We start from the raw sequence: 19,597 nt of genomic DNA, 5'->3' as shown, positions 1-19,597 counted from the left end.
AAAATATAACAGTCTATTATATAATATAACGCAATCTAATTTAGTTTTAAATTACAAACGTCTTACTTGTAAATTAAGGCTTTATCTACAAATATATTAAAGATAATTTACGAGCCGTTTTTCGCAATTTGTTATGCCAAAACCTAGTAAAAAAGGTCATCTTTTTATCATCTCAGCACCATCTGGAACTGGGAAAAGTACTCTTATACAAAAATTATTAAGTTCAGATAAAAGTGGTAAGTACTATTTATCAGTATCACATACTACCCGTCCAGTAAGACCAGGTGAAGTTGATGGTGTACATTACTTTTTTACTGACGTTGATAATTTTTTACGTCTCATTGAGAGCAATGAGTTTTTAGAATATGCGGAAGTATTTGGTAATTATTATGGTACTTCTAAACGCATTATTAAAGAAAAGCTTGAGCAAGGAATAAATATTATTCTTGACATTGACTGGCAAGGAGCTAGAAATGTCCGTAAAGAATTCCCTGAAGCTATTTCTATTTTTATCCTCCCACCAAGCATTGAAGAACTTAAACAACGTTTATTAAACCGTCAAACAGATTCTTTGGATGTTATTGAACGGAGAATGGCTAAAGCTGAAAGTGAAATGAGCCATAGAGACGAATATAACTATCAAATTCTCAATGATAACCTAGAACGTGCATTCGATGAATTTGTAGCTTTATTAGAAAAACATAATTAGTTATTGCAAATAAACTTAATCACGGTTTATAAATCGTGGTATAATACAAGACTATTGAATACACACGTTCTAAACTGAGAAGTTTAGAGAGTTCTATTTTAAGAACTTACCGCATCTACGCAGTTTTCACGTAAGAGTAAGCCAAATGCAAGATAAAAATACAGCGAATATTACTCAAGCTTTAAAAAAAATTAATAGCCGTTTCGAGCTTATTGCAGTAGCAGCTCGTCGTGCAAGACAAATTCAGAATTATGAAGCGGCAGTTGCTAAAGCAGAAAGCAACTATCGTAATACTTCAACTTTAGTACTAGCACAAGCACGTGTTAAAAATGCTAAAACTGGTAGCAAAGAAAGTAAAGTTGAAGCACAATTAAGATTTTTACAACGTAATCCTATCCAACTATTTGTTGACAATACTATCACTAAAGATAAACCAACAGTAGTAGCTCTAAGAGAGATCCAAGAAGGTTACGTAAACAGAGAATCACTTGAACGTCAAGAATTATTAGATCAATTACAAGAGAACAAAGAATCTTACAATGAAGTTGATCGTTTAATTAATTCTGTAAGTAATGATTTTGATCTTGAAGAATTCAACAATCAAAAATTAGACTTCAAAGCATTCGCTAATGAGCATGCTTCTGAAGAAGACGATTTTGATGCTAGTGACTTCTTCACTATCGTTCCTCCTGAAGCTGAAGAAGCTGAAGACGATTAAATAATCCCTTAAAGTGACAAGTGTTTCTACACTTGTCACTTTTTCATATGTGCATTATTACACTGTCACAAATTAATCCTATGACTACGTCTCTTTACAGCATTCCCATCGAAAAAATAAAAGGTATTACTAAAACTAATTTACCTAAGTTTAAAGAAAATCTTGGTATCCATAATTTAGGAGAACTAGTTATGTATTTACCAAGAAACTATGAAGATCGTACCCAAGAGTTTACCCTAGCAGAAGTGACTCCGGGTAACAAAGTATGCGTAAAAATTCTAGTTATAGGAAAATACAAAAAAGAGATTAGTCGTAATAATGTGCGTTTAATTGTTAATGGCGTAGATATTAATGGAGATACGGTTTTAATTACCTATTTCTCAAGCGCTAATTGGTATGATCAAAAACTCGAAGTTAATCAAGTTTATAGCTTATTTGGCATAGTGGAAAATAATCTTTACGGTCAAACTGGTTTTAAAATTAATCATCCAGAAATTTTAGAACAAGATCTTGATAGTAAAGGTAAAAGTTTAACTCCCATTTATCCTAGCACTTCAGGATTAAAACAAGATACTATTCGTAAAGTAATTAATAATGGGTTAAGTATGCTTGAGCAACTTGAAATCCCAGAATTATTACCGGCTAATGGTTATCCTCCAATTCCATATTGCTCGAGCCCAGGAGCTCCTCTTGATTATCTTGATATTAATAAACTTTCATTTAAAGAAAGCTTATTAAAAATTCATCATCCACCTGTGGGCACGAGCTCTCAAGATATTATTAATCGTTCAAATCCTTGGATTGTTCGCTTAATATCCGAAGAAATTTTAGCTCGTCAATTATCTTTAATCGAAGCTAAAAATATTTTACGCAAACTGCCTTGTGCCAAAATTGCTGCAAACTCTTCATTAGTACAAAAGATTATTGCAGATTTACCGTACAAGTTAACAGACGCTCAATTAAGAGCTTATAGAGACGTCGAAAAAGATTTAGCAAGTGGTAATGCCATGTTACGCCTTATCCAAGGGGATGTAGGCTGTGGTAAAACCATGGTAGCTTTATTATCCTTAGCTCATGTTGTTGAAGCTGGCTATCAAGCAGCATGCATTGCTCCTACGGAAATCTTAGCATTACAATTGTACGATAATATTAAAAATGCTTTAGTACCTTATGGGATTAAAGTAGGATTTGTTAGTGGACGTTTAGGAGTTAAAGCTAAACGTTTAGTTAATGAAGATATTAAAGCAGGTAATGTTCAAGTAGTAGTTGGGACACATGCGGTATTTTCCGAATGGGTAGAATTTAAAAACCTTGCTTTAGCTGTAATTGATGAGCAGCATCGTTTTGGCGTACAACAACGTCTAGAAATTAATGCTAAACAAAAAGAGTTTAAAATCCATACTCTAATGATGAGTGCTACTCCAGCTCCACGTAGCATTGCTATGACCTTATATGCCGATCTGGATTTATCGATAATTGATGAATTACCTCCTGGTCGTATGCCAGTCGAAACTTTCATGTTAAGTAATAAACGACGCCATGAATTAATCAATCGTATTCGTTATGTTATTAACTATGAAAATCGTCAAGTATATTGGGTTTGTGTGTTAATTGAAGAAAATGAAAACTATAATGCACATAGTGCTATTCAAGCTTTAGAATTAATGCGCACGCAAATGCCAGAAGTACGTATTGGTTTAATTCATGGTCGCATGAAAGATCAAGAAAAAGAAGAGGTAATGTTAGCATTCAAAAATCACGAATTAGATATGCTAATTGCCACTACCGTAATTGAGGTAGGAGTGAATGTGCCTAATGCTTCAATTATGATTATTGAAAATCCTGAACGCTTAGGTTTATCACAAATTCACCAATTAAGAGGACGGGTAGGACGTGGTTCTATTGATTCGTCATGCGGTTTACTTTACGATGAAAGCATTTCGCAAAGTACAAAAAATAGACTACAAATATTTAAGCAAACTAATGATGGTTTTGTCATTGCCGAAGAAGATATGAAATTACGAGGATCCGGTGACATTGTTGGTACGGCACAATCTGGAGAAGTGCAATTTATGTTATCCGATCTAGCTAAAGATCATCTTATTGCCCAAACAATAAGCGCATTTGCAGAAAATCTCTACTACAATGAACCTGAATTAGCTGCAAAATTAATAAACCGTTGGGATGCAAACAAACAACAGTATTTACTAGCTTAACATGCAAGCCATTTACAATTTATTTCAACAAGCTTCTCAAGTTATAGAGCAAGTTGAAAATTTTCCTTACAGTATTACTTTACAAAATTTTATTACCCGTGTTATTACTTTAAGTAAACAAGATAAACTGATACTCTTAGCTAATGCTAATACTGCTACTAAATTAAATTTAGCTTATGATAAGAGTATAACTAAACTAATTGAAGACTACGATCAAGGTAAAGCACAAGTTAATGTACACTTCCATCAAGATTTAGCTAACTATATTATCCGTGATATAGATTTATTAAATCCTCATGGTGAAAAGGTACTACGCGGTTTTACTGTTATTTCTTTACCGGATAATCAGCAAATACAAGATTACATTATTAATCTTCTGGTAAAGCAACAAAGCTTACCTATAGGATATTGGCTGTTTCAGCAAGATTTGCAATTAGTTGACGATCTTTATGACCAAGTGCATAATCAAGAATTTTTACGTATAAAAATGTATCGCATTCCTGTACAAGGATTACGAGACAATACCCAAGGAAATTCAATACTAAAGCAAGGTTGTGAAGATTATAAAGATTTATATATTCAGATCGCAGTTGCTGAGCTGTTTAATTTAGATGTATTTAAAAAATATCTTAAAAATTTACATTAACCTGTATCATCATTAATTACTTCTACTTTATCAGTACTCGTAATTATTGTAAAAAATTTACAATGGTAATAAAACCAAAAAAAGAGCGCATAAAGCGCTCTTTTTTTGTGGTTTGATTACCAACGGTAAGATGTTGTGAACCAGAATGAATATTTACCACGGTTAGCATCTTCACCTTTAAGACGGTAAGCACCATAGATGTCTGCTGACCAATCTTTGTAAGATGTACGTAAACCTAAACCAGTTGAAGCAACTACGTTATCTTTACGTGAGTTGTTTTCACCATAACGTTTAGTTTGGTTGTACGTGTAGTCATATTCATCACTGTTCCATTTAACCCAGCCAGCATCTAAGAATGCATAAGCTTTAACATCTAAGTTAGGAACTTTTGTGAAGCTTGGTGTAATTAATTCGTTTTTGATGTAAGCCCCCATATCACCTGAACCATAGTCAGAACGGAAGCCACGAATATCATTACTAAATACTTCAGATGACACTAAGTGTTTTTTTGAGTATTGACCTTTTAATTGAGTTACCCAAGTCCAGTTTTTCGGTAAACCAGCTTTGAAGTTAACCCATGCAGTCCACCAATCTGAGTATTTTTCAGCTGTTACTAAACGGTTACCAGCAACACGTAATTTATTAATGTTGTCAGTACCTAAGAAACCTGCATAGAAGAAGTTATATTTAGCAGAGAACTCGATTTCCATGCCACGAACAGGAACGATTTTACCTACAAAACCAATGTTAAATGGAGTGATGTAGTAAACGTTTTTCGTTGCTAATTCGTCTAATGCTTCATCACCTAAACGGTAGTTAGCAGAAGTTTTTAGACGTTTGAATGTGAAACCTGTTTGGAATTTAATTTGATTAGAGTAAGACCAATCAAAGTGAGGTAAGTAGTATGACCAGTTAACTAATGCAACGTCACCGATACCGTTTACGTCATAGAATAAGTTAGATTCATTATCATAACTAACATCTTCTTGGTTAGTTGATGAGTTGAATAATGAAACATCTAAACGTTGGTGTGCATCGTAGAATGGTAATGAGTAACTACCACCGAAAGCGAAGTAACGGTCGAAGCTCTTAAGGTTAGTTAATAATACTAAGTTTAACACGTCATCACGATTTGTTAAGTTAGCATTTAAGTAACCAAACATAAAACGTAGATAATCAACACCTTTATCTGAAGAGCTGTTATCTAAAGAAACATAACGTAATGTTTTACCACGTGGAGCTACAACGTTTACGTTAGCTGTAATTGGTTTACCTGGTTGTAACTCATATTCTACTTGAGTTAGTTTTAGAGGATTTTCTACAGCCATTGTTAATTCACGCTCATCAACCCATGGGCGACCAGCAACGAATTGAACACCTTCACGTAAAGAAGGAATTGAACGGCGAACATTCTCTTGGTTAAATCCAGGAGCAGAACCGTAGTTTACTTGACCAGCAACGAAGTTGATGTTGAAAACTACAGTACCTTCAGTAATTCTTTGATTTGGTAAAGTTACAGTGAATACACCTTTAGCATCTGCATTAAGAACGTCTTGTAATTTAGCTCTTAATTCGTTTAATTTGCTAACAGTAACATTATTACCTGTATATTCTTGTAATAAAGAAACGAGCTTAGCTCTAACTTCAGGTTTAATATATGAAGAATCTGTATAACCTGTTAAATTGTATCTAGTAACAGCAAATTGCGCTTCTGAAGTTGAGCTAGATTTTTCTGCTGCAAATGTTGGTTGAGCAACAGTACCTAAACCTAACAATGAAACTGCTAATAAAGCTGAAGTTAATTTATTTTTAAATTTCATATACTTGTTATTTTAGTAAACAATTCAATCCAAAAAATTACTTCCGGATCTAATTACTATTCAGACGTATATATAGTTTATGCTTCATAAGCACAAAGCTATACCCCAAATAACAACTAACCTATAATCTATAAAATAGATTCAAACCTTGTCCTAGCAAGGAGGTCATTCTCTGACCTTTTTTATAAAGCATTCGAGATTATTATATAATAATTTCGTTTATTATTCTGAAAAAAGTGCTTAAACAAGTTAATAAGGCTTATCTCTTAACCATAAAGTTACAAATAAAACCTTTATCTAGACTTTATTGATTTTCAAAGAAATGTAATTTTATCTCTTCCTTGATTTATTTTTACAATCACCTACAAGTTATAGGGATTAGGTTGCTTTTAACCGTGCTTTTAAGTGCGCTTAACTACCTATTTATGCTATAATACTGTTCAAAAACATATATCATTCTTGATCATATTTTTCCATATAACATCCGTTTTAAACACTTTATAAATTATGACAGTTAAAACTTTAAGAGGATATTTACACAATCCTGAATTAAGATGTGCCATTATTCTGGCTGAATTTAATGATTTTGTAACTAATGCTTTATTATCTGGTGCTTTAGAAACTTTAAAATACTCAGGTGGCGTTAGCGAAGAAAACATTACAGTATTCCGTGTACCTGGTGCTTACGAAATCCCATTTATGGCTAAAGAAGTTATTAAATCAGGTAAATTTGACGCTGTAATTACTTTAGGTGCAGTAATTCGTGGAGCAACACCTCATTTCGATTACGTATGTGGTCCAATGGCTTCAAATATTATGAACATTTCATTAGAAACTGGTGTTCCAGTATCGTTTGGAGTATTAACTACTAATACTATCGAAGAAGCTATTGAACGTTGTGGTACTAAAGCTGGTAATAAAGGTATTGACGCTGCTAACGTAGCATTACAAATGTATTCATTAAAAAAAGCAGCTAAATAATTCCTATGATTAATAACACTCCAAATTTAAGACGCCGCGTATCACGCTTGGCTGCTTGTCAGTGCTTATACTCTTACGATTTAACGAAAAATAGTGCAACAAACATTTTCACTCAATTTTTAGAGTTCCACGCTGCTGAACAAGCGACATTTATTTTTGATGAAGACTACTTCCGTCATTTATTCTTCGGTACAGTACAACAGATCAATTATCTAGATGAGATTATTGCGCAACAATCTTCGCGCAATATCAAATTAATTGACCCGATTGTACGTGCTATTTTACGTTATTCTATTTTCGAACTGTTAGATAAGACTACTCCAGCTCCAGTTGTAATTGATGAAGCTTTAGAAGTTACTAAAGCGATGGTAGGTAAAGGTATTCATACTTTTGTCCACTCGATTCTAGATTCAACCAATAAGAAGTACAATTCTAACGAAAATAATTCTCTAGCTACAAATAATAAAAACGTAGACGAAGATAACCAAGTTAATGACATTAGCTTTTAATTATCTAACTTAGAGTATAGATAGCTAGGTTATACATCACAACCCTTATGTCTTATTTTATTATTGGGTCAAATTATCAACTTGCAGATACTAGCTTTAGTTCAAAGGTAGCTTTTTCTGCTGATAAAATGACGCAACTTCATCATGATTTACTTATAAATAATTTAGCCGACTGCGCTTTAATTATTTCTACTTGTAATCGTTCTGAAGTATTTATTTATAAACGTAAAGTTGATAATTTAGAACATTGGATCAATTCAATCCAACAAGCAATTATTAACATTCATCAATTAGAAACTAGTGACCTAGCTAAGTTTTATCAAAAACTTAATCAAGAAGCATGTTTACACTTATTTAAAGTTGCTTGCGGTCTTGATAGTTTAGTTTTAGGCGAACCGCAAATTACTGGACAAATTAAAGATGCCATGAATTTTACGGAACAATTCTATGCATCTGGTAATTTAAAAATTCCAGCAGAGTTCTATAAATTAATTGATGAAGTTTTTGCTTGTGCTAAAGAAGTAAGAACCCACACTGCTATTGGTAAATATGCCGTTTCAATTGCTTATATGGCTTGTAAAATCGCACGTTCAGTTTTACCTGTTAATGCAGCAAAACAACCAATAGTATTAATTGGTGCTTCACAAACAAATCTTCTTTTAGCACGTCATCTTTTACGTAATAACCTAAATAACTTAATTATCGTAAACCGTTCTTTTGCTAATGCACAAAACTTTGTGCACGAGTTAGGAACAGGTCAAGCTTATACTTTAGAGCAATTACCAGCAGTATTAGAACAAAGTTCTCTTGTATTTAGTTCTACAAGTGCCCAAGACTTTATTGTTACTAATAAGTTAATGCAAGAAGTACAAGCTAAACGTAATTACCAAGACTGTTTATTATTCGATTTAGCTATTCCAAATGACATAGATCCTGCTGTTGTAAATATACAAGGAGTTAAATTATTTAACCGTGATAATTTACAACACATGGTAGAAGAAAATAAACAAAAGCGTAGTTCAGCTATTGATGATTCTTTACCTATTATCTATCGTTATTTAGAAAGATATAGTGCCCATAATCGCATATTACAAGGTAATGATATTATTGTTGAATATCGCAATGCGATCAATCAACATCGTAAGAACTTAGTCGAAGAAGCAAAACATGCTTTAGGTAAAGGCGAAGATATCGAACAAGTTTTAGAAAATCTGTCAATTTCTTTAACTAATAAAATCTTACATACTCCGACTTTAATGCTTTCTTCGTTAATTAAAAATGGGCAAACATGTCAACTTGCTGATCTGTCTACTTATCTCGATCGTCGTGATAAAGATACGATTCAAGAAGTTATTACAGACACACTAAACAAAGATATTTTTAAACAAACGTGTTGTAAAGATAAATCGGTACAATTTAGTGATTGCAAAATTCGCAATCAAAGTACCCCTTTAACTTATCACAATGCTAAAAGTACAATTCCTGTAAACAGCATTAAAGCTACAGGCGACACTAGTAAATGCCCTTTCCATCAGCAAGCATATGCTCAACAAAAGGATCTTGCAACGCAAAACTTTGATAAAACTAAGGGTGTATTTATTCCTTTAGATTATCAAATGCTTGAGAATCAACTATTAAATGATTTAGTACAAATCATTGAGCAAAAAAGCGAAGCTACTGATGAATATAATGAAGACTTAGGCATAGGTCTAGTTAAATTTAAGAAAAAAAGGATTTAAGACTATAGGATAACCACCTATAGTCTTAATTTTTAGGGAGATTTATCTCCTAATTTTATGTATTTTAGTGATATAATTTTTTGACACACGATAAACTAGACTTAATAACATTAAGCCAATGCACAAACTAATTATATTAGGCTGTATTTTAGCCCTATCAGGCATTAACCTTTCACAAGCCAATCAGATCCTAAATTACAGCGATTTAAAAGCAACAAACAATTTACCTACAAGTACAAATCAACGATTTGCCTACAATTCGCTACAAGAGTTCATTAACGCCAACAAAACGTTAACTAGCGAAACCTATACTGATCTACAATCTCGTCTCAATGGTTTAAAAGGATACGTTCTTTACCCAATTGCCTTAACCAACGTTTTAAACGCCTACCCAGACCAATTCTATCTAAAAGATTACGCTGATTACTATCGTACCTATTTCCCAACCGCTAATTTTACTTTACGCCTAATTAGTACCACTTGGACTAAGTATATTAATGATGAAGCATATAGTGAAGTTGCTGACCAATACAAAGCATTTGGTAATTTACCATACAATGTAACTGCTAAATGTGCTATAGGTCTATCTGCATTAAACAATTATTTAAGTTTAGATAAACAAGAACTTAGTAATTACTTTAATGAAGCATTTAGTGGTTTAAATAGCGTTTGTTATAAATACACCCGAGCATATGTAAGTGCTGGTTTAGTTAATAGTGACAATGAACAAGCAATTAATACGTTTATTGCTAAAAGTAAAAATCTAAATAGCTATAGTTATTTAGGTCGCGCTTCACAAAATACATCATCTTTATTAAGCTATGCACAAACAGCTGCAGCTAATCCAGAGTTTATCTACACAAACTATAGATCAGGTCAATATTACGATCAAATTAATAATAATTTTATTCGCAATATGGTGGTTAAGTTTGGCTATGTAGATCAAACAAGCTTAACTGATTTCATTAACTACGTTAATAACTTTAACGTGAGCAACGAGTTTAAGAAAGAAACTATTGCCAGATATATTGATGTTTATTACAGCAAACTTCCGATCGAAGTGGTAAAACAATATATTACCAGCTATCCATCTGATCGCGTTTTAGAGATTTTAATTCGAAGTGCACTTCGTAATAAAGAGAATTACAGTGCTTATTTAAAATTACTTTCTCCTGAAAAACAAAACTCTTCAGAATGGCAATACTGGATTGCTCGCTCAGTTGAAAATGATGATCCACGCACAGCACGTCGCATTTATGAAAATCTTTCAACTACGCAAGGCTTTTATGGCTTAGTTGCGAGCAAAAAGTTAGATAAACCTTATTCTGCAATTAGTGATTTAGTAGTTCGTTTAAATACGCCATATAACTTAGAATCTGAATTACCTTGGTATAGTGCAGCTATTGCTGAAGCAGATGCAAATAACGATACTACTTTAGCTTTCACCCTTTGGTATAACCTAAATGTGGATGATGAATATACCGGTTTAATTAATTGGTCATACGAGCGTGGGTTATATTACTTAGGTGTAAACAGTTCAATTCGCCAAAAATTACGTGACAATCTTTTAGCACGTTTCCCTGATGCTTATGCAAATTTGTTTACTGATTTCACTCAACAAGTATCAGTTACTAAAACATTTGCTCAGGCGATTGCTAGACAAGAATCAGCTTGGAACTACAACGCACAATCTCCTGCTAAAGCATATGGGCTAATGCAGTTTATTAGTGCTACAGCAAAACGTACAGCACAAAATGCAGGTATTCCATATACTTCAGTTCGTGATTTAACGAATCCACAAACCGCAATTGCCTTAGGTACGTTCCATTTATCAGAATTACTAGATAAATATGAAAATAACCGTGCATTTGCTGCAATTGGTTATAATGCTGGTCCAGGACGCATTAACCAATGGTTAAATTATTCAGCAGGTAGATTAGCATTTGATGAATTCGTAGCTTCAATTCCGTTTAATGAAACGCGAAACTACGTAATGAACACTTTAACTTACGATTACTACAATCAAATTATTCAAAAAGTTAAACAACCTGTTACCATTTATGACAATGAATGGAATAGAAGATATTAAAATAAGAGGAGATCATATGATCTCCTCTTTACTTTTATAAAAAATCATAGCTCACTTAAGCTATATTAAATTTTTTAATACAGACAATCCTAAATAGGATTAACTATTTTTTAATTTTTTCTGGACGTTGCCAATCTGGATTTACCTTAGTTTGTTTTGGATTTAAAACTAAGTATGCTCCTTCAACGTTTTTTAATACAGTAGTACCAGCGGCAATAGTTGCGCCATCAGCAATAGTTACTGGAGCTACTAACTGACAATCAGAGCCTACAAATACGTTATCACCGATAATAGTCTTGAATTTATTAGCTCCGTCATAGTTGCAAGTAATTACTCCAGCACCAATATTTACTTTAGAGCCTACTGTAGTATCACCAAGATATGCGAGATGATTAGCTTTAGAACCTACGCCTAATGTGGTATTTTTCGTTTCTACGAAATTACCAACTTTAGCTTTATCTAAAATTTGCGAATTCGGACGTAAACGAGCAAATGGTCCAATTGCACAACCATTACCAACAGAAGCGTTTTCGATTATAGTATAAGGCTCAATAACTGTATCATCACCAATAGTTGCATTAGTAATAATACAACCTTGACCAATTTTAACTCTCTTACCTAATTGCACTTGCCCGTTAAATTGGCAATTTAGATCAACTTCACAGTCTTCATCAAAAGTTAATTCACCTCTTAGGGCAAAAGTTCCTGGCATTGTTGAGCGTAAACTTAAACCTTGCTCGGCTAACTCTTGCATTTTACTTTGTTGGTAGTAATCTTCTAATTGAGCTAATTGGAATTTAGTATTAGCAGAAGATACTTCTAACGGAGTAGTTGCAACGCTTGTTACTTTTTGTCCAGCCTGTGAAGCTAATTTGATAATATCGGTTAAATAATATTCATTATTAGCATTTTTATTATCAACTTGTGCAAGTAAGTTTTGCAAGTTTTTACTATTAATTGCTAAAATCCCAGTATAAACTTCTTTAATTGCTTGTTGCTCTGGATTAGAATCTTTTTGCTCAACAATTGCACAAATGTTGCCATTAGCATCTTTAACTACACGTCCATAACCATATGGATTATCTAAATAAGTAGTTAATAAAGCTAAATCTGCACCTTGCTCAACTTGCTCTAATAATTTTTCTAAAGTGCTAGCCTTGATTAAAGGATTATCAGAAAATAATACTAAAGTAGTCACATTTTCTGCAATTAAATCAGCAGCTACTTTAGTAGCATGTGCTGTACCTAATTGTTTATCTTGGTAAGCCCAAATTAAATTCGTACGTGCACTTAAGTGATCCTGTAACATTTCACCTTTATAACCGTACACAATATAATTTTTAATTGGTTGTAAAAGATCAATTTGATCTAATACATGCTCAATCATTGATTTATGTGCAACCTTATGCATCATTTTCGGCACTTCGCTTTTCATGCGAGTACCAGCACCAGCTGCTAATACAATTGAGCAAAATTCTCTGTTTTGCATAGTCTTCACTTAATAAAAAAACCATTAAGTATAAAATATACCTAATGGTTTTAGATAAAATGTAATTAAACTAATGATTTAGCAACTTCTACTGCTTTATCAAAGTCTACCGCTTGTGCGATTTCAGGAGATAATTCTACGTAACGTACAGTTAAATTTTTATCTAAAACAACAACGCCACGAGCTGTTAATCCCGCTAAAGGACCTTCAGCTAAAGTAAAACCTAATGAGCTTCCAGTTTCAGGGTGACGGAATAATGAAACTGTTTCTACGTTCTGTAAGTTTTCAGCGCCACAAAAACGACTTTGAGCAAAAGGTAAATCTGCTGAAACACAAAGAACTTTAGTATTCTCTAATTTATCTAAAACAGCGTTAAATGTGCGAACAGACATTGCACAAACACCTGTATCAATAGATGGGAAAATATTTAATACAATTACGTTTCCTTTGTAACTAGCTAATTGTGTATCAGTTAAATCAGCTTTCGTTACAGTTAAATCAGCTAGATTATCGCCTACTTTAACTAAACGCTCTCCAGATAATTTTACTGGAGTACCTTGGAATGTTACGCTTGTCATAGATAACCCTTATAAATTTATAATAGAATTGGGAGATTAATCTCGACTTAATTATACCACAACTTTAGATTAGGAAAAAATCGTACGAGTACAGTCTGTAAACACCTATTCTCAAAAGCAAATGATATTTTTTAGACAAAATTAAAAGCTTGTAGCACATGCTACAAGCTTTAAAATAAATAATAAAACTAAATTAACGTTTAGAGTATTGTACGCTTTTACGAGCTTTAGTTTTACCAACTTTCTTACGTTCAACTTTACGAGCATCACGAGTAACGAAGCCTGCAGCACGTAAATCTTTACGGAAGTCTGCATCATACTCCATTAGAGCACGAGTTAAACCTAAACGAACAGCACCAGCTTGACCTGAAATACCGCCACCTTTAACTGTTACGTATAAATCGAATTTTTCTGAAAGATTTAAAAGTTCTAAAGGTTGTTTTACTACCATCACTGATGTTTCACGACCAAAATATGCGTCAACATCACGACCGTTTACAGTAATTTTACCAGAACCAGCTCTTAAAAACACACGAGCTGAAGAACTTTTACGACGACCTGTACCGTAGTATTGTTTATCTGACATTAATCTATTCCTCTATTAAAGTTCAACTGCTTTTGGATTTTGAGCAACGTGTGCGTGTTCTGCGCCCGCGTAAACTTTTAGTTTACGGAACATTTGACGGCCTAGTGGACCTTTTGGTAGCATACCTTTAACAGCGATTTCGATAGCTGCTAATGGGTTACGTTGTTGTAATTCTTCAAAAGTAGCTTGTTTAATACCACCTGGGAAACCAGAGTGGTGGTAATAGATTTTATCAGAAGCTTTTTGACCAGTTACTTTGATTTTAGAAGCATTGATAACTACTACGTAATCACCTGTATCAACGTGAGGTGTGTACTCAGGTTTGTGTTTACCACGTAAACGAGATGCAATTTCAGTAGCTAAACGACCAAGTGTTTTACCACTTGCGTCAACTAATAACCATTCGCGTTTAACTTCATGAGTCTTTGCAACAAAAGTTTTCATGTAATGTAATTCCAAATTGTAAAATTTAACCTTAGTTTTTTATTAAAATCTCATACCAATTCAACCAACTACGACCAAATAAGTATTGATTGCAATAATAAAAAACCTAATTAGAATTTAATAAATTCTAACTCGCTTTATTGGTGGGAAAACCAGATGCAAAAGGTTGAGGAAATTATACCAAAATTTTCTGTACTAGTGTCTAAAATTTTGAGTTTACTCACTTCACGACAATCAACTGGGAAGCCTTGTACTCAATCAGACACAAAAGAGGATCCATGAGATATCATGAATCCACTTAACCTGCTTATTATAGCATATACATTTTAAAAATGTATATTTTTCTTAATCATTACTTGGTAATGAAATTTTTTGACTTACTGTTAGAAGTTTAGAAACTTCTTTAATATCGTCTTCGGTTAGATTACCAGCTAATACTTTTTGTGAAATAACTGCAGTAATGTAATCGTATTTTGCATTAGTTAGATTACTTTCTGTTTGGTATAAAGTATTTACAGCACTAATTAGATCAGTTAGTGAAGAAGTACCTACTTTATAGCCAGCAGTTTTAGCATTATATGCTTTTAAAGCTGAAGTGTAACTATTGCTATAGCTATTAATAATTTTTTCATCAGCTTTGATCGAAAGTAAGTTGTTTGTAAAGTTACTTTCTGTAGAAATAAATGTTTGATCATAACTATATGAAGAAGTTTCATATAGTGATTTATAGTATTTAGAGCTATTGTAGGTTGAACCACCAGTAAAAATAGGTACTGTTAAAGTAATACCAACTTGTACACGATCTAAACGGTGAGCCGCACCCCAACCATGCTCAGCAATATTAACGTTATTTGCTGAGTTATTAGCTAAGGCTGCTGTTAAAGAAAGAGTTGGCAAATACGCGGCAATTGCTACACTGTGATTTAAGCGCGCTAACTCTTTAGTCATAGCTAAAGATTTTAAGCTTAAATTGTTTTGAATACTGTTCACGTCTGTAGGATAAGTTAGTTTAGGTGTAACTTTATTATCAATAGCATATAAAGTAGAAAGATCTGCTTCTTTACCTACTACAAGTTTTAAGTTAGCAATTGCAGTATTTAATGCTGTTTGTGCACTTAATAACGTTGCATTAGCATTAGATAAATTTGCACTTGCTGTATCCACGTCAGCAGAAGAAACTACACCTGCTTGATATCTCACATTAGCAGTGTTATATACTTGAGTATTATATTTAACTTGATTTTCTGCAATTTGCACATTAGCATTTGCAGATAAAACTGCTAAATAACGAGTAATAACACGGTTGATAAGATCTTGTTGTGCTGTTGTATAAGTAATTTCAGCTTGTTTTTTCGTTTTAGCAGCTACGTCTAATTTTAAGAACGAAGCCCAGTCAAAAATATTTTGGCTTAAAGCTAAACGCACTGTTGATAAGTAACTTTGTAAATCACGTGAAGCTTCTAAATTACGTGACATAGTCCAGCTATAGGTAAAACCTACAGATGGTAAAACACCAGCGTAATTAGTATTTGCTTGTGCAATAGTTCCTTGTAGGGTTGAAGCGGCACTAGCAAAAGTCAAATCGTTTTTTAATGCTAGTTGATAACTTTCTTCTAATGTAATTGCTTGTGCGCTACTTGCCGCAATACAAGTAAGCAGACTTGCAATAGTTGCTAATCTAAATTTTTTCATTTTATTTTTTTACCTTCCACGTACAGCCATTAGCTCCATCTTCTAAAATAATATTTAGACGATTTAATTCATCACGCACTTGATCGGCAGTAGCCCAGTCTTTTTCAGCACGAGCTTTAGCGCGTTTTGCAATAAGTTCTTCAATATAAGCAGGATCAACATCTAATTTATCTAAACTATTAAAATATTGATCTGTTGTTTTATAGAAAATACCGAAAACATTACCTAAAGAGCGAAGAATATGAGCTAAGCGAGTTTTTTCTTGAATATTCTCGGTTGTATTTATAAGTGATACTAGTTCAAATAAAACCGCAATAGCTTCAGGAGCATTAAAATCATCATTCATTGCAGCTAAGAATTTTTCAACATATGGGTTTTCACCATATTCTGCAATTAATTCTGCGGCTGTGTAGTCTTTTGCAAAAGTTTGATCGCAATTGCCTTTTAAAGCTGTATATAAGCGATCTAATGAACGAGTTGCTATTTCTAAGTTTTCAGTAGAATAGTTTAAATCTGAACGATAATGAGCACCTGCTAAGAAAAATCTTACAGCTTCAGATTCATATTTATCGAGAAGTGTTCTGATAGTAAAGAAGTTATTTAATGATTTTGACATTTTTTCTTTATCTACCATTACCATACCACTATGTAACCAGTAATTAGCAAACTTGTCGCCAGTTGCACAACATGATTGTGCAATTTCATTTTCATGGTGTGGGAATTGTAAATCGTTACCACCGCCATGAATATCAAAATTAGATCCTAAGAATTTGTTGTTCATTGCAGAACATTCAATATGCCAACCTGGACGTCCATTGCCCCATGGAGATTCCCAAAAAGGTTCACCTGGTTTTGCCGATTTCCATAATACAAAATCAAGATTTGATTCTTTATTTTGTGAAATCTCGGTTCGCACACCGAATTGTAGTTGATCTAATACTTGATGAGATAACTTACCATAATCCTTAAATGCTGTTACTCTAAAGAGTAAATCACCATCTGAATTTTGATAAGCAAAACCTTTATCTTGTAAATCCTGACACATAGCAATGATTTCAGGAATTACTTGACTAGCTCTAGGTTCTACATCTGGAGCTAATACATTTAATTTTTCGAGGTCTTTGTGCATTTCAGCTGCCATACGTTCAGCTAAAGCACTAAAACTTTCATTATTTTCGTTTGCACGGTTGATAATCTTATCATCAATATCAGTGATATTACGTACAAATTTTACTTCATAACCTCTAAAACGTAAGAATCTAACTATGGTGTCAAAAGCAACAAAAGTTCTACCATTACCAGCATGACATAGATCATATACAGTTGGACCACATACGTACATACCGATTTTACCTGGGACAATCGGCTTAAACACTTCTTTGGTTCTATTATAACTATTAAATAGTTTTAACTCAGACATAGATTACTTACAATTCCTTAATCTAGAGATAGTTGCTTTGAACAAATTATTAATAATTTATTTCGCTTTATTCAAGGCTTGTTTATGCATTTTAAACTCATATTATACTAAAATTTTCTAACAAAATTAAAATCAAAGGAAAATATCTTCCCGAGCCAGACACTCATATTTAGGAAGATCTTTCTCTTATGCTATAATGGGAGCAAAAATTTTATTCAATCAACTCTTACCGAGAATTTTATGAGTAATACAATTGCTAAAGTTCAAACACGTGTGATGTTAGAAACAAGTTTTGGTAACATCTCTATCGGTTTATATGATGACCAAGCTCCTGAATCAGTAGCTAACTTTTTACAATACGTTGATGAAGGTTTTTACGACAATACAATTTTCCACCGTTTAGTGAAAAACTTTGTTTTACAAGGTGGTGGTTATGATGTTAATGGAGAAGAGAAAATTACTCGTGCTCCAGTTAAAAACGAATCACAAAACCTTTTATCAAATGCAAAATTTACCGTTGCTTATGCAAGAACCATGGCTCCGCATTCAGCAACAAGTCAATTTTACATTAATTTAAAAGACAACGCTTTCTTAGATTATAAAGAAGGTGCAAGCGCAGGTAGCGGACAATGGGGTTACACTGTATTTGGTGAAGTACTTGAAGGTAATGACTTAGTACTTGAAACTTCAAATAATACACAAACTGATCGTAGAGATGTTCCAACATCTCCTCTAGTTATCCTTAAAGCTTACCGCCTTAATTAATCAATAACTGTTAAAAGCAGGCTTAGCATAGCCTGCTTTTAGTATATCTCTCATTTTCTTGCTTTATGACACACAACAAAAAGCGTCACTTATCGAAAAAACAACAAGAAAACATTCATCGTAATCGTCAAAGCATTATCCAGCGCAAACAAGAAAAACATAATAAAGAACTATCTAATATAGAGTCTTTTGTTGCAGATAACCAACAAACCTTAGAAATACACAAAGGCATTATTATTAGTAGATATGGAAAATCAGCTGATGTCATGCCTTTAAATGATGACTGTTTTACCGATAGTTACGTACGCTGTTTTATGAAAGCTTCTTTAGATGATTTAGTTGTTGGAGATATCGTTTACTATTATCAGATAAATGAGCAACAATACTTCATTGTAGAGAAAGAAGAACGCTTTAATTTGATTAGTCGTTATTACTTTAATAAAGAACGTAATGTAGTAGCTAATGTTAGCACCATGATCATTACTTCATCGATCAATCCTGTATTAAATACAGAAATTATCGATCGTTACTTAATTGTCGCTGAAAATTGTAAAGTAAAACCTCTAATCATTATTAATAAGGTGGATTTAATTGATAATCCGGAACAACAACTAGAAGTTGAACGTATTATTAACTATTACCACGAATTAGGTTATACCATTTTCGCAACTTCAACCAAAACCCATTTAAATATAGATAAAATCATCTCCCAATTAGATCAAGGTATTCATATTTTTGTGGGACAAACAGGTGTTGGAAAATCTTCTCTAATTAACGCTATTTTTGGTAAAGAATTAATGTTAACCGGAGAAATCAACAGTGACACTAGATTAGGTAAGCATACAACTACTACTTCTCGCTTATTTAAAATTAACGATCATAGCGCTTTAATAGATAGCCCTGGTATACGAGAATTTAGTGTTGATAACTATACCGAGCAAGAAGTTATTTATGGTTATAAAGAACTTCGCGATCCTAATTATGCCTGTCGCTTTTCAGATTGTAACCACCACAATAATTTAGGTTGTGGAATCCAAAGAATTCATGCCGAAAATAAGATAGCTGATTTTCGTTACCAGAATTTATTACATCTACTAAACATTGATAAATCTGATAAATAAAATTAAAACTTAAACAAGGTTAAATCCCTAAATAACTTTTTAAGTTTTTACCCTTTTTAGCCACAAAACTAGTAT

At 33.0% G+C, this 19,597-nt stretch carries 17 protein-coding genes; 10 read left to right on the top strand and 7 right to left on the bottom strand.

Features of this window, described 5'->3' with window-relative positions:
* Positions 1-133: 133 nt before the first annotated feature.
* The 4 genes from gmk to CKF58_RS05850 all read left to right on the top strand — a co-directional run bounded on the left by gmk (position 134) and on the right by CKF58_RS05850 (position 4,289).
* Positions 134-709: a guanylate kinase gene (gene gmk, locus CKF58_RS05865; protein WP_119531917.1), complete on the top strand. Its 576-nt coding sequence runs from the start codon at positions 134-136 to the stop codon at positions 707-709.
* A 145-nt stretch (positions 710-854) separates the two neighbouring features.
* Positions 855-1,427 (top strand): DNA-directed RNA polymerase subunit omega, encoded by a 573-nt coding sequence (gene rpoZ, locus CKF58_RS05860; protein WP_119531915.1) that lies wholly within the window; start codon positions 855-857, stop codon positions 1,425-1,427.
* 80 nt (positions 1,428-1,507) lie between these two features.
* A complete protein-coding gene (locus CKF58_RS05855) occupies positions 1,508-3,643 on the top strand; it encodes an ATP-dependent DNA helicase RecG (RefSeq protein ID WP_222987729.1) in 2,136 nt (711 codons plus the stop codon).
* Between the two features lies 1 nt (position 3,644).
* Complete coding sequence (locus tag CKF58_RS05850) at positions 3,645-4,289, top strand: hypothetical protein (RefSeq protein ID WP_119531911.1); 645 nt, start codon at positions 3,645-3,647, stop codon at positions 4,287-4,289.
* A gap of 116 nt (positions 4,290-4,405) precedes the next feature.
* Here the strand turns inward: CKF58_RS05850 and CKF58_RS05845 are convergent, their stop codons facing one another.
* Positions 4,406-6,109 carry a ShlB/FhaC/HecB family hemolysin secretion/activation protein gene (locus tag CKF58_RS05845; protein ID WP_119531910.1) on the bottom strand — a complete coding sequence of 568 codons (1,704 nt, stop codon included), beginning with the start codon at positions 6,107-6,109 and terminating at the stop codon, positions 4,406-4,408.
* A gap of 507 nt (positions 6,110-6,616) precedes the next feature.
* Here CKF58_RS05845 and ribH point away from each other — a divergent pair.
* From ribH to CKF58_RS05825, 4 genes are all read left to right on the top strand, one after another.
* On the top strand, positions 6,617-7,090 hold the full coding sequence (gene ribH, locus CKF58_RS05840) for a 6,7-dimethyl-8-ribityllumazine synthase (RefSeq protein ID WP_119531908.1): 474 nt from the start codon (positions 6,617-6,619) through the stop codon (positions 7,088-7,090).
* A gap of 5 nt (positions 7,091-7,095) precedes the next feature.
* Positions 7,096-7,599 (top strand): transcription antitermination factor NusB, encoded by a 504-nt coding sequence (nusB, locus tag CKF58_RS05835; protein ID WP_119531906.1) that lies wholly within the window; start codon positions 7,096-7,098, stop codon positions 7,597-7,599.
* Between the two features lie 47 nt (positions 7,600-7,646).
* A complete protein-coding gene (gene hemA / locus CKF58_RS05830; RefSeq protein WP_119531904.1) occupies positions 7,647-9,338 on the top strand; it encodes a glutamyl-tRNA reductase in 1,692 nt (563 codons plus the stop codon).
* A 118-nt stretch (positions 9,339-9,456) separates the two neighbouring features.
* On the top strand, positions 9,457-11,427 hold the full coding sequence (locus CKF58_RS05825) for a transglycosylase SLT domain-containing protein (RefSeq protein WP_119531902.1): 1,971 nt from the start codon (positions 9,457-9,459) through the stop codon (positions 11,425-11,427).
* Between the two features lie 103 nt (positions 11,428-11,530).
* On the opposite strand, the gene glmU is transcribed toward CKF58_RS05825, so the two are convergent.
* From glmU to cysS, 6 genes are all read right to left on the bottom strand, one after another.
* Positions 11,531-12,916: a bifunctional UDP-N-acetylglucosamine diphosphorylase/glucosamine-1-phosphate N-acetyltransferase GlmU gene (glmU, locus tag CKF58_RS05820; RefSeq protein WP_119531900.1), complete on the bottom strand. Its 1,386-nt coding sequence runs from the start codon at positions 12,914-12,916 to the stop codon at positions 11,531-11,533.
* Positions 12,917-12,981: 65 nt separating this feature from the next.
* Positions 12,982-13,494, bottom strand: coding sequence for a thiol peroxidase (gene tpx / locus CKF58_RS05815; protein ID WP_119531898.1), 513 nt, complete (start codon positions 13,492-13,494; stop codon positions 12,982-12,984).
* A 193-nt stretch (positions 13,495-13,687) separates the two neighbouring features.
* Positions 13,688-14,080, bottom strand: a complete 393-nt coding sequence (gene rpsI / locus CKF58_RS05810) for a 30S ribosomal protein S9 (RefSeq protein WP_119531896.1) — start codon at positions 14,078-14,080, stop codon at positions 13,688-13,690.
* 15 nt (positions 14,081-14,095) lie between these two features.
* Entirely contained in the window at positions 14,096-14,524 is a 429-nt protein-coding gene (gene rplM / locus CKF58_RS05805; RefSeq protein ID WP_119531894.1) for a 50S ribosomal protein L13, read from the bottom strand.
* 345 nt (positions 14,525-14,869) lie between these two features.
* Positions 14,870-16,216 (bottom strand): TolC family protein, encoded by a 1,347-nt coding sequence (locus CKF58_RS05800; RefSeq protein ID WP_119531892.1) that lies wholly within the window; start codon positions 16,214-16,216, stop codon positions 14,870-14,872.
* Position 16,217: 1 nt separating this feature from the next.
* Positions 16,218-17,636 (bottom strand): cysteine--tRNA ligase, encoded by a 1,419-nt coding sequence (gene cysS, locus CKF58_RS05795; RefSeq protein WP_119531890.1) that lies wholly within the window; start codon positions 17,634-17,636, stop codon positions 16,218-16,220.
* Between the two features lie 240 nt (positions 17,637-17,876).
* Here cysS and CKF58_RS05790 point away from each other — a divergent pair, with 240 nt between their 5' ends.
* Together CKF58_RS05790 and rsgA are read left to right on the top strand one after the other, a co-directional pair.
* On the top strand, positions 17,877-18,401 hold the full coding sequence (locus CKF58_RS05790) for a peptidylprolyl isomerase (protein ID WP_119531888.1): 525 nt from the start codon (positions 17,877-17,879) through the stop codon (positions 18,399-18,401).
* Positions 18,402-18,466: 65 nt separating this feature from the next.
* On the top strand, positions 18,467-19,522 hold the full coding sequence (gene rsgA / locus CKF58_RS05785; protein ID WP_119531886.1) for a ribosome small subunit-dependent GTPase A: 1,056 nt from the start codon (positions 18,467-18,469) through the stop codon (positions 19,520-19,522).
* Positions 19,523-19,597 lie beyond the last annotated feature (75 nt).

The organism is Psittacicella hinzii (genome assembly GCF_003585935.1).
Classification (GTDB): domain Bacteria; phylum Pseudomonadota; class Gammaproteobacteria; order Enterobacterales; family Psittacicellaceae; genus Psittacicella; species Psittacicella hinzii.
Note: the sequence above shows the minus strand (reverse complement) of the source record. Positions and strands in the feature narration are given on the sequence as shown.